This is a genomic window from Christiangramia sabulilitoris (genome assembly GCF_007050985.1).
GTDB classification, from domain to species: Bacteria; Bacteroidota; Bacteroidia; order Flavobacteriales; family Flavobacteriaceae; genus Christiangramia; species Christiangramia sabulilitoris.
In genome coordinates this window covers 793,450-805,808 of record NZ_VHSF01000001.1, presented here as the reverse complement: position 1 = coordinate 805,808, position 12,359 = coordinate 793,450, and the positions used below count along the sequence as shown (strand labels likewise).

Genomic DNA, 12,359 nt, shown 5'->3' with positions numbered 1-12,359 from the left:
TAAACTTATATTCAATATGCAAATTGCTCAGTTAAAAGTTCAGTTCCGGGATCGGTTAAGAGATGAATTTCCCGAAACCGAAATTGAGTCTTTTTTTTATATTCTTACAGAGTACTACCTGGGATTGCGCCGAATTGATATAGCAATGAATCCGGAACATGAACTCTCAGAGGTTCAAATGACTACTTTTGAAAAAGCCATCTTGCGATTAAAAGATCATGAACCCGTTCAATATATCATAGGGAAAACTGAGTTCTATGGGCTGGAATTTTATGTAAATAAAAACGTGCTTATCCCCAGGCCCGAAACCGAAGAATTGGTGGAATGGATAATCTCAGATCATTCAGATCATAAGGAGATAAACAGAAAATTAAAGATCCTGGATATCGGCACCGGCAGCGGCTGTATCCCGATAAGTCTGGCTAAAAATATCCCCGATTCAGAAGTTAGTTCCTACGATATTTCTTCTGAAGCTTTAAGCCTGGCCCGGCAGAATGCTGATCTCAATGATGCTGAGGTCAACTTTCATAAAGTGGATATTCTCAATTTGGATAGGCTTAAGGATAATTTTGACATCATTGTTTCCAACCCACCGTATGTAAGGGAGCTGGAAAAGCAGGAAATGCATAAAAATGTTTTGAAATATGAACCGGCTCTGGCTTTATATGTAGCGAATAATGACGCATTGATATTTTACAAAAAAATAGGTGAGCTGGCCTATGAATCTTTACGAGAACATGGCGCATTGTATTTCGAGATCAATCAATACCTGGCCAGGGAAACTAAAGCGATAATCGAAGATCTTGGTTTTGAGGCTGAACTCAAAAAAGATATTTTTGGAAAATACAGGATGCTAAAAGCGAAGAGAAAAATTTATGAGTGAAGAATTAAACAATATCCACAACCTCGCGGTATTTTGTGCGAGCAGCGATGGAAATGATAAAAATATATATGATTCGGCCTATAATGTTGGTAGAACGATGGCGAAATATGGAATAAGGCTGGTTTATGGCGGTAGTAAACTCGGGTTAATGGGACAGGTGGCCAAGGGTATCATGGATCACGAAGGGAAGGCTACAGGCGTAATTCCCGATTTTCTCAAAACTAAAGAAGTGGTGCATACCCATTTGGATAAGCTTATCACCACCAATGATATGCATGAAAGAAAAATGACCATGAATGAACTGAGCGATGCTTTTCTAACCTTACCAGGTGGTTTCGGTACTTTCGAGGAATTGTTTGAGATCGTAACCTGGGCTCAGCTTGGCCTGCATAGAAAACCCATTGGGCTATTGAATATTAATGGTTTTTATGACGATCTTATCAATATGCTTCAGAAAATGTGTGACAAGGGTCTATTGAAGCCTGAAAATCTTGATATTTTACTGATATCTGATAATTTTGAAGATCTGCTCGAACAAATGCGAAAATTCGAGCCTCAACCCGTCCCGAAATGGATGAATAAGAATCAAACCTGATCATGGAAATTTCTAAGCTAACGATATATACCTCAAATATTGATTCTCAGCTGGAGTTCTACAGAGATGAACTGAATTTTCAGATAAAAGATCTTTCTGAAAAGGGGTTTGAAGTAGTTGCAGGATATTCCCGGCTACGTTTTGAATATAAAGAAAATTCAACACCTTATCATATAGCATTTCATGTACCAGACAGGCAGGAGAAAATAGTCCTGCAGTGGCTGGAAAATATTGTCCCGGTGTTAGGCTACAATGATGACGTTATTATAGATTTTCCTAACTGGCAGGCCAAATCGGTATATTTCTACGATAAGGATAAAAATATAATGGAGTTTATTTCCAGAAGGGATTTCAAAAAAGGAGATGCGGGTATTTTTAGTCCATCAGAAATTGTTGGGATTGCAGAAGTGGGGCTGGTAACCAAAAATATCGAAGAAAAATTTGAAAAGCTCAGGCTTAATTGCGTACTCGATAAATATGACGGGGATTTCGATAGATTCTGTGCGATCGGAGGTGATTCAGGATTGATCATCACCATCAATAATGATAAGAAAGATTGGTTTCCAACCAATGATAAAGCATATAGTTCTGAATTTAAACTGGAATTCAGGCATGATTCAAAATTTTTTCAACTGGAATACGGCAATGAAAAGCTGGAAATTTCAGAAATATAATACCGGTTTATTTAAATGGAGATAGAAAATAAAATTCAGGAATTACGCAGAGAATTACAGCAGCATAATTATAATTATTATGTGCTGGACAAGCCTGAGATTAGTGATTATGAATTTGATATAAAGCTAAAAGAACTCCAGGAACTGGAAGAAAAGCATCCTGAGTTTGATGATCCTAATTCCCCGACGAAGAGAGTTGGGGGCGAGGTCACCAAAAACTTTAAAACCGTGGTGCACGATCACCGCATGTATTCTCTTTCTAACTCATATTCTAAAGAGGAACTGGAGGAATGGGAAACCAGGATACGTAAAGTGGTAGACGGGAATCTGCAATATGTGTGTGAGTTAAAATATGATGGTGCATCCATCAGCCTTACATACGTAAACGGAGTGCTTGAGAAAGCGGTGACCCGGGGAGACGGGTTCCAGGGGGATGATGTGACTAATAATGTAAAAACGATCAGGTCTGTGCCTCTTAAGCTGAAGGGTGATTTTCCGGAAAAGTTTCATATAAGAGGAGAGATTGTTTTGCCTTATGAAGGTTTCGCGAAAATGAATGCTGAAAGAGTTGAAATTGGAGAGGAGCCTTATGCAAACCCTAGAAATACAGCTTCAGGAAGTTTGAAATTACAGGATAGTGCTGAAGTTGCAAAACGCCCTTTGGAGTGCCTGCTTTATAGTATCGTAGGAGAAAATACAGGGGTAAAGTCTCAGTTTCAGGGGTTGGAAAAGGCCAGGGAATGGGGTTTTAAAGTTCCGCAGGAATCTGAATTAAAAAATTCAATTTCAGAAGTACTGGATTATATAAATTACTGGGATCAGCATAGGCATGATCTGCCTTATGAGACCGATGGAGTGGTTGTAAAGGTTAACGATTATCACCAGCAAGAAGAATTGGGTCATACTGCTAAATCCCCGCGCTGGGCGATCGCATATAAGTTTAAGGCCGAACAGGAAAGTACCAGACTGGATAAAATTACTTACCAGGTGGGAAGAACCGGTGCGATTACACCCGTAGCGAATTTAGAGGCAGTGCAGCTGGCGGGGACCGTGGTTAAAAGAGCTTCATTGCACAATGCAGACCAGATAGAAAAGCTGGATGTTCGGGAAGGAGATATCGTATTTGTGGAAAAAGGAGGGGAGATCATTCCCAAGATTGTAGGGGTGGATTTTACTAAAAGGGATCCTGATAGTTCGCCAACAAAATATGCGACACATTGCCCGGAATGTAGTACAGAACTTGTGAGGAACGAGGGAGAGGCGCAGCATTATTGTCCTAACTCCAATGGTTGTCCTCCGCAGATCATAGGGAGGATACAGCATTATATTTCCCGTAAGGCCATGGATATTGAAGGCCTGGGTGGTGAAACCGTAGCATTACTTGTTAAAGCAGGTTTAATAGAAAATTATGCCGATCTGTACACTCTGAAAAAGGAGGATGTGCTTCCGCTGGAGCGTATGGCTGAAAAATCTGCCGAAAATCTAATCGGCGGAATTGAAAAATCCAGGGAAATACCTTTTGAGCGGGTCCTTTTTGCTTTAGGCATCAGGTATGTTGGGGAAACAGTAGCTAAGAAGCTGGCTAAGCATTTTAAGACCATTGACGCACTTGCTTCAGCTACCGAAGAGGAATTAGTTAGTGTAGACGAGATAGGGGAAAGAATAGCCTGGAGCGTGGTCGATTTCTTCAAAACAGAAGCTAACCGGGAAATTGTGCAGAGGCTGAAGGATTATGGTGTGCAGTTGGAAATTTCTGCTGAAAAGCTCGCGAATCAAACCAATACCCTTGATGGAAATAGTTTTGTGATTTCCGGGGTTTTTGAAAAAGTATCCCGAAATGATCTTAAGAAAATGATCGAGGATAATGGAGGGAAAGTTTCAAGTTCAATTTCTTCAAAAACAAATTATCTCGTAGCCGGCGCTAATATGGGACCTAGCAAACTGGCCAAAGCCGAAAAACTGGGTACAAATATAATTAGTGAGGATGATTTTCTTCAAATGCTGGAATAATTTGACTCATGAAAATTAATATATCGGTAATAGTAATTTTTATATTCTGTTCTGTTTTTAGTTCTATGGCCCAGGATAAAACCTTTAGATTGCCTGAGGGGTTTGTTTATGTTGATGAGGTGATCCCGGATATCATATCTGAAATTCGATATGCCGGGAAAAATAATTTTATAGGTAAGCCAATAGCAGGCTACGATACTGCCAGAGCCATCATAAGCAAATCTGCTGCCCTGGCTTTATCGAAAGTTCAGAAAGAGCTTATCCAGAAAGACCTGATGCTTAAAATATTCGATGCTTACCGGCCACAAAGGGCGGTAGATCATTTTGTGAAATGGGCGGCAGACAAAGCCGATACTTTAAAAAAAGCTCGCTTTTACCCTGATATTCCTAAAGATCGTCTTTTCGAATTGGGTTATATATCGACCAGATCTGGTCATTCCCGGGGCAGCACTGTTGATCTAACCCTGGTTAAGGTCGCTAATTGTGCCGAGGTGGATATGGGAGGCCCTTATGATTTCTTCGGGGAGATCTCTCATCATAATTCGAAAGAGGTCAGCCAGGAGCAAAAAAACAACCGGGAAACACTCCGGCTGGTGATGCGCAAATATGGATTCAGGTCTTATTCAGAAGAATGGTGGCATTATACTTATGATGCTGAGCCCTTTCCCGATACCTATTATAACTTTCCGGTGAGATAATTAACTTACCGCGATCCCGGCCCCGTCTGCCTTAAGATTTCTCTTTTCATCCAGGTAAAAATCTATTCTACCCAGGTAAAGTCCGTAGCACCCAACCTGGTTAATAAGAACATCTTTCCCTGCCTTATTTTTATAGGTTTGGGGTTTATCCAAAAAGGTGTGAGTGTGTCCCCCAATGATGAGGTCTATATTTTCTGTTTTTTGCGCCAGTTTTACATCAGAGATCTCGTCACCTCTGTACTGATAGCCAAGATGAGAAAGACAAATAACGATATCGCAATTTTCCTCATTTTTAAGTTTATGGCTGGTTTCTGTAGCCATTTCAACCGGATCAAGATATTTTGTTTCCTTAAAAAGCCGGTCATTTACCAAACCCTGTAGTTGGATGCCAATACCAAAAATTCCGATCCTTACCCCGTCCTTGATCATGATCTTATATTCCCTCGTTTGCCCATCCATGATCGTGTTTCTAAAATCATAATTGGAGATCACGAAATCAAAATTGGCGTGGGGTAATTGTGCATACAAGCCATCGATACCATTATCAAAATCATGATTACCAATGGTGGCAGCATCATATTTAAGCTTACTCATTAATTTAAACTCCAGCTCTCCACCATAAAAATTGAAATATGGTGTACCCTGAAAAATATCGCCGGCATCCAGAAGTAAAGTGTTAGGGTTCTCCCGCCTGATTTTCTCAATGATTGTTGCTCTTCTGGCTACCCCGCCAAGATTGGCATTACGGCCTTCTTCAGGGCCAAAAGGCTCAATATGGCTATGTACATCGTTGGTATGTAAAATGGTAATGTGTTTTTCTAAAGCCGGTTTCGTGGCGAAAGCAGATAACCCTCCAAGACTAAGGAAAGCCGTCGCGGCAGCAGTATTATGGATAAAATCTTTTCTTTTCATACTTTATTCTCTGATGTAACGATTATCGATACTGGCTTTGATCGTGTCTACTTTTTTGAAATAATCAATCAGTAGATTTCTTAATTTATAATCTGAAGGGTAAAGATTTGACGGATCCTTAAAAAACATCATATTATCCCCGCCATAGAAGAGGTAGTCTGAAGTAGCGACATAATATGTTTCGCTTTCGTTTATTTCCTTATTATTAATGGTCGCCTGGGTAATCTTATAATCTTTATCAGCTTTTATCTTGATTCCACTAACGGGGTGAGCACTTTTAGCTTTCTCCAGGTAGGAAAGCATTTTTTTCATTTGTTTTCCGGAAAGCTCTGCCACCACGATCTCATTTTCAAAAGGCATCAGGTTATAACCAGATCTTGCGGATACATCACCTGCGGGTAATTCTGCTCTAATCCCGCCTTTATTGAGTAGTACCATGTCAATATCCCTGCCTGTTCTTTTTTTAATGATAGGGTTCACCTGTTCCATGACCGCATCTGCCATCAAATTTCCTAAAGCGGTATTTAAATCACCGTCGTTTTTGGAAAGTAAAACGGGATTATAAGCTATTGTCGAGTCCAAAGTTTTGTTGAGGTGTTGCTTGAATGGTTCAATAAATTCCATGATAGATTCCTCTCCAATGATCGAGTCATTCACCTGGATTCGTTCTCCCCTAACTTTAACCACTTCCACATCGGCAGAGCCAAGCCCTTTACATGCTATTATAGCGGTAAAGAGAAAAAATATTATGATCCTTATTTTATACATGTTCTTGAATCTGCTGCAAATATAAAAAACTAATAATCTCCGTTTTATTCTTTATGTATGATAACCCTTTCCAGAGACTTTACTCATTTTTCAATCTGCACAAGATTACTTTTTCTAACAAAAAAATAATAATTGTTTAAGTAAATCAAAGGGGAATAATTTCTTTTCTATATTTACTATCCCATTTCTATAGTTTATGAAACGTAGTCGTTTGTATATGGTTGCGAGTATTCCAATACTCGTTTTAATGCAACTGGCACTTATAAACAATCAATCCTGGTTGTTAAACAGTGCAGAAATTATAACCTACCTTATCCTTATTCCCGGGTTTATGCGCAGGCTCGATTTTTCGAACTTTAACTTATTAGCCTTCCTGGGTTTGAATATGGCGGCGGTGCTATTTAAGACTTTCCAGGAGGTTTTTCTGATTTATTACGTGATCATGCTTTTCAAGTCTGTCTCTTATATCTTCCTGATTAGGGAAGCAATTAGACATACCACCAGAAAATCTGCAAACAGGTATATGCTCATCTTCTTTTTCCTAATGATTGGAGCTAATACCTATTACGCTCATACACATTTCCAGGAATTTGAAAGTCAGTTAAGCAGCTGGATGGAATTTGCTTTCTATTCCCTTTATTATCTGGTGTTGCTGGTCCTTTCTGTGGTATCTCTTATTTATTATTTAAATTCTTACTCCCGTAAGTCGGTATTCCATATTGTTTTGGTCATGAGTATTGTAGTGGCAGATATGTTGCGTGATATGGCTTATTTCTATTTGCCAGATACCAGTGTGCTGCTCTTGCAAACCCTGCTGAATTTTGCGGGCATTTTACTGGCCTTCCAGTTTTTCGCGACCAAAGAGAAAAAATTGAAGCTTATCAATCTGGTTTGATTTATACAAATTAAACAGAAAAATTAAAGCTGTTAAATACCGTTGACCACAGGTTTTTGTGCAGGTTTTCCTCTATGTTGGTTATCTCAATTTAATTACATTTGCATGACCTAATCCAAGTGATGTTCTCGTCGAAAATAAAAAGTATTACCTGTAACCGAAAGATTCGCAAGGCCTTGCGTGATCGCCAATATTCGGCAAGGGGAAATAATACCAGGGTAGGGGTAATCACAGATCTGGCAGATCTGCGGTCCTTTTCCGGATTTTATAAAGATCTGGGAATAAAAACGGAGGATTTTAGTGTGGTAGTATGTGGATCAATAGCGGAACAAGGCATTGATCTAAAAAATATTGTTTTAGATCCAAAAGAGATTAGTTTAACCGGAGAATTTCGTTCTGAACCGACAAAGGCCTTTTTAAGGCAGGATTATAATTTGCTTATTTGTTATTTTTCTCAAGAGAATCGTGGCGGATCGCTTCTTGCTGCGGAAACCATGGCAGGAAAGAAATTCGGTAACAAACCGGATCATTACGGAATTTACGACGTAGAGATCTATGCAGATTCTATATGTGAATTCAAGGAAGAGATAATAAAATATTATAAAATTTTTAAAAAGAATAATTGATGGAAGCCTTTATAGGAACAGGAGTAGCACTTATTACTCCATTTAAAGAGGATTTGTCTGTAGATACCCGTGCATTAACTAAACTGGTGAAAAACCAGATAGAAAACGGTATAGAATACCTGGTAGTTCTGGGAACCACTGCTGAAAGTGCAACCTTAACACACGATGAAAAGGAATTAATCAAGGATACGGTGAAGGAAGCCAATGCCGGGAAGCTTCCATTAATGCTTGGAATAGGAGGGAACAACACGGCGTCTGTAGTGGAAGAATTAAAAACCTCAAACCTTGAAGGTTTTGACGCCATACTTTCGGTTTCTCCATATTATAACAAACCTACCCAGGAAGGAATCTATCGTCATTTTAAGGCTGTTTCTGAAGCCTCTCCCTTGCCGGTGGTGCTTTACAATGTGCCGGGAAGAACAGCCTCGAACGTGTTGCCCGAGACCGTGAACAGGATCGCAAGGGAATGTAAAAATATTATCGGGGTTAAAGAAGCCGCCGGCGATATTGTACAGGCGATGAGACTCATTAGTTTGGTGCCAGAAGATTTCAAAGTGATCTCCGGGGATGATATGATCACTTTGCCTATGGTTCTTGCCGGTGGTAAAGGAGTTATTTCTGTGATAGGACAGGGCTTGCCGCAAGAATTTTCAGATATGGTAAGAGCAGGCTTGCAGGGTAAGGTAAAAGAAGCTTATGAGTTGCACTACAGGATCGCCCCTTCCATAGACCTTATCTTTGCTGAAGGTAATCCCGCCGGAATAAAAGCCTTACTGGCAAAAAAAGGACTGGTTTCTAATAATTTAAGATTACCATTGGTGGAAGCATCTGAAGTGCTTACCGGTAGGATTAATAACTTCATGGAAAATTTTTAGTCATATTCATTTTTGATTTTTTACGTAAAGGAATCTTGCAATTACAATAAACCCCTGATTTCAGGGTTATTTGAGTAGTTCAGGAAAGTTTTTTTTATAGTAACAAAAAATGTATTTTTGCCAGATGTTTTTACGTGTCATGAAAAAAGGAATTCTCGTTTTAGGTTTGCTGATGCTCACTGTATCTTGTAGCGAATATCAGCAACTACTTAAGAGTAAGGATACTGCTCCAAAATATTCTGCAGCAGAAGAATTATATAACGAAGGTAAGGAAGAAGAGAGCAATAAGAAGCTGAAAAAAGCTTTGAGACTGCTGGAACAGATCGAGCCTGAATTCCGCGGGAAGCCACAGGGAGAAAGACTTGTTTTTCTTTTAGCAGATACGTATTACCAATTGGGTGATTATTATAATTCACCTTTTCAATTCGAAAGATTTTTACAGTTATACCCTAACAGCCAGAAGGCTGAAGAGGCTTCTTATAAATCTGCGGCCAGTTACTATTACAGGTCTCCAAGGTATGACCTGGACCAGACAGATACAAATAAGGGCGTGGAGGAACTTCAGAAGTATTTGAATAAATATCCTGAAGGTGAATTTACGGAGGCAGCGAACGAAAAAGCAACAGAATTAAGGATCAAGCTGGAGAAGAAGGCTTATGAAATTGCCAAGCAATATCATCATACAGAATTTTACAAGGCTGCGATAGCTTCTTTCAACAACTTTATCTCAGACTACCCGGGCTCTCCGTTTAGAGAAGCAGCTTACTATTACAGGTTTGATTCAGCTTATCAGCTCGCGATCAACAGTTTTCAATTCCTGATGGAAGAGAGACTTGAAGAAGCCAGGGAATTTTACAAAGCGTATAAAAAGTATTATCCTGAAGGAGAGTATACTTCCCAGATAGAAGACTCTTTATTAGATATAGATAAAAGGTTACAGAATTTTTAATAATAGGAATGATGGATTTTAAGAAAATTGATGCACCGGTGAACACTACTACTATTGATAGAAATAAGGTAGATGCACCAACCGGAAATATTTACGAAGCGATCTCTATAGTTGCTAAAAGAGCCGGGCAGATCAACGGTGAAATCAAGAAAGAGTTACTGGAGAAACTTGATGAATTTGCTACTTACAATGATTCTCTGGATGAGATCTTTGAAAACAAAGAGCAGATCGAAGTTTCTAAATTCTACGAAAGATTGCCAAAACCACAATCTTTAGCTATCCAGGAATGGTTGGAAGACAAGATCTACTTCCGTAACACCAAGGATACCGAAGAATAGAATCTGGACTCAGATATGTCTGTGCTAAAAGGTAAAAAAGTTTTATTGGGTGTTACCGGGGGTATTGCCGCTTTTAAAACCGCCGCTTTAGTACGTTTATTTGTGAAAGCCGGAGCAGAGGTTCAGGTCGTTATGACCCCGGCTTCCAAAGAATTTATCACTCCGCTCACGCTATCTACCTTATCTAAGAATGAAGTCTATTCTGCGTTCACAGATGAAGAAGATGAAAATGCGCAATGGAACAATCACGTGGAACTCGGCCTTTGGGCCGATTTCATGCTTATAGCCCCTGCTACAGCCAGTACACTTTCAAAAATGGCTTCGGGAAACAGCGATAACTTCTTGCTGGCCACCTATCTTTCAGCTAAATGTCCTGTCTTTTTTGCCCCGGCAATGGATCTGGATATGTATAAACATCCTTCAACTAAAAATAGCCTGGATACCCTGCAGAATTATGGGAACCATATGATCCCGGCGGGAACGGGCGAGCTTGCCAGTGGCTTACATGGGGAAGGCAGAATGGCAGAGCCCGAAGACATCATCAGGTATATAGAAAGCTTTTATACTGAAAATCTCCCCTTAAAAGGAAGGAAAATTGTAATTACCGCCGGTCCTACATACGAAGCGATAGACCCGGTACGTTTTATAGGAAATCATTCCAGCGGAAAAATGGGTTTTGAAATAGCCAAAGCTGCGCACAGGCTTGGTGCTGAGGTTATCCTTATTTCAGGTCCCACGCATTTAAGTATGGATAACAATGCCATATCTGTAATAAGAGTTACAAGTACCCGTGAAATGTATGAAGCTGCGCATAAATATTATGAGGATGCAGATGTATTTGTTGCTGCAGCGGCCGTTTCAGATTACAGACCCACAACAGTCGCAGATAAGAAAATAAAGAAGAATGATTCTACTTTGACGCTGGAGCTTACCAAGACCGAAGATATCCTGGCCAGTTTAGGGGAAAAGAAGTCGCATCAAAAGCTGATTGGTTTTGCATTGGAAACCAACAATGAAGAGGAAAATGCAAGAAAAAAGCTTAAGAAGAAGAATCTTGATTTTATTGTTTTAAATTCACTTAATGATGAGGGTGCTGGATTTAAAGGGGACACTAATAAGATCAGCATTATTTATCATGATAATAAAAAAGATTACGGCTTAAAATCCAAAAAGGAGGTAGCCGGAGATATTTTGAATGAAATTGTAAATTTATTCCATGCGTAGGCTTTTTAATTTCATAATACTGGTTTTGACATTTCAGGCAGGGATGGCTCAACAACTTAATTGTGAAATTATAGTAAATGCAGATCAGACGGGGCAGGCCAACCTTTCAGTATTTAAAACACTGGAGCGTTCCCTGAATGAATTCGTAAATCAAACAACCTGGACAGAAAGGAATTTCCAGCCTCATGAACGTATTAATTGCAGTATGTTCATAACCATCACGAGTTTTGAAGATGAGACCTTTAATGGCACTATCCAGGTGCAGTCTTCCAGGCCGGTTTATGGTTCTTCTATGATAAGCCCGGTCTTTAATTTTAATGACGAACAATTCGGTTTTAGTTACCGGGAATATCAACCCCTTAATTACAGTCCAAACTCCTATACCTCCAATTTAGTTTCGGTTATATCCTTTTATATTTATACCATTCTCGGCCTGGATGCAGACACATTCGCACCTGAAGGTGGTACGACCTATTTTGAAGAAGCTAACCGTATAGTGACCACCTCCCAGCAGGGAAATTCCCAGGGATGGCGGGGATCTGACGGCCCAAGATCCAGATTCAGGCTTAATGCCGATCTTCTGGCCAATACCTATGCCGAATATCGTACAGCTTTATATGAATATCACCGGTTAGGACTGGATGTGATGCATGAAGATCTGCTTGCCGGGAAATTGAGCATCGCCTCTTCCCTTGATAAATTGAAGGTGATGAACAACAGGCGAAATAATTCTTTATTACTTAGGACCTTTTTCGATTCCAAGGCAGATGAGATCACCTCGATCTATTCCGGAGGGCCGGCCTATGAAGCCAGTGCAGAACTAAGAGAGACTCTTAACAGTATTGCCCCGAGATATGCCAGAAACTGGAGAAATATTCGCTAGTCTTTTTGGTTGATTTCAATCTTTTTCTC

The 12,359-nt window shown here is 39.8% G+C and carries 14 protein-coding genes; 12 read left to right on the top strand and 2 right to left on the bottom strand.

The window, feature by feature from the left end; genetic code table 11:
* Window positions 1-16: 16 nt before the first annotated feature.
* Genes prmC through FGM01_RS03730 form a run of 5 tightly spaced genes read left to right on the top strand, consistent with a single transcriptional unit; the run spans window position 17 to window position 4,860 of the window.
* Entirely contained in the window at window positions 17-883 is an 867-nt protein-coding gene (gene prmC, locus FGM01_RS03750) for a peptide chain release factor N(5)-glutamine methyltransferase (RefSeq protein ID WP_143409793.1), read from the top strand.
* Complete coding sequence (locus FGM01_RS03745) at window positions 876-1,478, top strand: LOG family protein (RefSeq protein ID WP_143409792.1); 603 nt, start codon at window positions 876-878, stop codon at window positions 1,476-1,478. Before prmC ends, FGM01_RS03745 begins: the two co-directional genes overlap by 8 nt.
* 2 nt (window positions 1,479-1,480) lie before the next feature.
* Window positions 1,481-2,152: a VOC family protein gene (locus tag FGM01_RS03740; protein WP_143409791.1), complete on the top strand. Its 672-nt coding sequence runs from the start codon at window positions 1,481-1,483 to the stop codon at window positions 2,150-2,152.
* Between the two features lie 15 nt (window positions 2,153-2,167).
* A complete protein-coding gene (ligA, locus tag FGM01_RS03735; protein WP_143409790.1) occupies window positions 2,168-4,162 on the top strand; it encodes an NAD-dependent DNA ligase LigA in 1,995 nt (664 codons plus the stop codon).
* Window positions 4,163-4,170: 8 nt separating this feature from the next.
* Window positions 4,171-4,860: a M15 family metallopeptidase gene (locus FGM01_RS03730; RefSeq protein WP_143409789.1), complete on the top strand. Its 690-nt coding sequence runs from the start codon at window positions 4,171-4,173 to the stop codon at window positions 4,858-4,860.
* Here the strand turns inward: FGM01_RS03730 and FGM01_RS03725 are convergent, their stop codons facing one another.
* Both FGM01_RS03725 and FGM01_RS03720 read right to left on the bottom strand, forming a co-directional pair.
* Window positions 4,861-5,772, bottom strand: coding sequence for a bifunctional metallophosphatase/5'-nucleotidase (locus tag FGM01_RS03725; RefSeq protein WP_143409788.1), 912 nt, complete (start codon window positions 5,770-5,772; stop codon window positions 4,861-4,863).
* A 3-nt stretch (window positions 5,773-5,775) separates the two neighbouring features.
* Window positions 5,776-6,540 (bottom strand): 5'-nucleotidase C-terminal domain-containing protein, encoded by a 765-nt coding sequence (locus FGM01_RS03720; protein ID WP_143409787.1) that lies wholly within the window; start codon window positions 6,538-6,540, stop codon window positions 5,776-5,778.
* A 196-nt stretch (window positions 6,541-6,736) separates the two neighbouring features.
* On the opposite strand from FGM01_RS03720, the gene FGM01_RS03715 reads away from it, so the two are divergent.
* The 7 genes from FGM01_RS03715 to porD all read left to right on the top strand — a co-directional run bounded on the left by FGM01_RS03715 (window position 6,737) and on the right by porD (window position 12,330).
* Entirely contained in the window at window positions 6,737-7,435 is a 699-nt protein-coding gene (locus tag FGM01_RS03715) for a hypothetical protein (protein WP_143409786.1), read from the top strand.
* A 122-nt stretch (window positions 7,436-7,557) separates the two neighbouring features.
* Window positions 7,558-8,061, top strand: coding sequence for a DUF6913 domain-containing protein (locus FGM01_RS03710; RefSeq protein WP_143409785.1), 504 nt, complete (start codon window positions 7,558-7,560; stop codon window positions 8,059-8,061).
* Window positions 8,061-8,936 (top strand): 4-hydroxy-tetrahydrodipicolinate synthase, encoded by an 876-nt coding sequence (gene dapA / locus FGM01_RS03705; RefSeq protein ID WP_143409784.1) that lies wholly within the window; start codon window positions 8,061-8,063, stop codon window positions 8,934-8,936. Before FGM01_RS03710 ends, dapA begins: the two co-directional genes overlap by 1 nt.
* A 139-nt stretch (window positions 8,937-9,075) precedes the next feature.
* Window positions 9,076-9,885, top strand: coding sequence for an outer membrane protein assembly factor BamD (locus FGM01_RS03700; protein ID WP_243735755.1), 810 nt, complete (start codon window positions 9,076-9,078; stop codon window positions 9,883-9,885).
* 11 nt (window positions 9,886-9,896) lie between these two features.
* Entirely contained in the window at window positions 9,897-10,223 is a 327-nt protein-coding gene (locus tag FGM01_RS03695; RefSeq protein WP_143410338.1) for a DNA-directed RNA polymerase subunit omega, read from the top strand.
* Between the two features lie 15 nt (window positions 10,224-10,238).
* Window positions 10,239-11,447: a bifunctional phosphopantothenoylcysteine decarboxylase/phosphopantothenate--cysteine ligase CoaBC gene (gene coaBC / locus FGM01_RS03690; RefSeq protein WP_143409782.1), complete on the top strand. Its 1,209-nt coding sequence runs from the start codon at window positions 10,239-10,241 to the stop codon at window positions 11,445-11,447.
* On the top strand, window positions 11,440-12,330 hold the full coding sequence (gene porD / locus FGM01_RS03685) for a type IX secretion system protein PorD (RefSeq protein ID WP_143409781.1): 891 nt from the start codon (window positions 11,440-11,442) through the stop codon (window positions 12,328-12,330). Before coaBC ends, porD begins: the two co-directional genes overlap by 8 nt.
* Window positions 12,331-12,359: the final 29 nt, after the last annotated feature.

What these genes read in the sequence shown, in the direction of transcription:
- prmC (WP_143409793.1), top strand. Translation starts at nt 17, where the DNA reads ATGCAAATTGCTCAGTTAAAAGTTCAGTTCCGGGATCGGTTAAGAGAT.
- FGM01_RS03745 (WP_143409792.1), top strand. Translation starts at nt 876, where the DNA reads ATGAGTGAAGAATTAAACAATATCCACAACCTCGCGGTATTTTGTGCG.
- FGM01_RS03740 (WP_143409791.1), top strand. Translation starts at nt 1,481, where the DNA reads ATGGAAATTTCTAAGCTAACGATATATACCTCAAATATTGATTCTCAG.
- ligA (WP_143409790.1), top strand. Translation starts at nt 2,168, where the DNA reads ATGGAGATAGAAAATAAAATTCAGGAATTACGCAGAGAATTACAGCAG.
- FGM01_RS03730 (WP_143409789.1), top strand. Translation starts at nt 4,171, where the DNA reads ATGAAAATTAATATATCGGTAATAGTAATTTTTATATTCTGTTCTGTT.
- FGM01_RS03725 (WP_143409788.1), bottom strand. Translation starts at nt 5,772, where the DNA reads ATGAAAAGAAAAGATTTTATCCATAATACTGCTGCCGCGACGGCTTTC.
- FGM01_RS03720 (WP_143409787.1), bottom strand. Translation starts at nt 6,540, where the DNA reads ATGTATAAAATAAGGATCATAATATTTTTTCTCTTTACCGCTATAATA.
- FGM01_RS03715 (WP_143409786.1), top strand. Translation starts at nt 6,737, where the DNA reads ATGAAACGTAGTCGTTTGTATATGGTTGCGAGTATTCCAATACTCGTT.
- FGM01_RS03710 (WP_143409785.1), top strand. Translation starts at nt 7,558, where the DNA reads ATGTTCTCGTCGAAAATAAAAAGTATTACCTGTAACCGAAAGATTCGC.
- dapA (WP_143409784.1), top strand. Translation starts at nt 8,061, where the DNA reads ATGGAAGCCTTTATAGGAACAGGAGTAGCACTTATTACTCCATTTAAA.
- FGM01_RS03700 (WP_243735755.1), top strand. Translation starts at nt 9,076, where the DNA reads ATGAAAAAAGGAATTCTCGTTTTAGGTTTGCTGATGCTCACTGTATCT.
- FGM01_RS03695 (WP_143410338.1), top strand. Translation starts at nt 9,897, where the DNA reads ATGGATTTTAAGAAAATTGATGCACCGGTGAACACTACTACTATTGAT.
- coaBC (WP_143409782.1), top strand. Translation starts at nt 10,239, where the DNA reads ATGTCTGTGCTAAAAGGTAAAAAAGTTTTATTGGGTGTTACCGGGGGT.
- porD (WP_143409781.1), top strand. Translation starts at nt 11,440, where the DNA reads ATGCGTAGGCTTTTTAATTTCATAATACTGGTTTTGACATTTCAGGCA.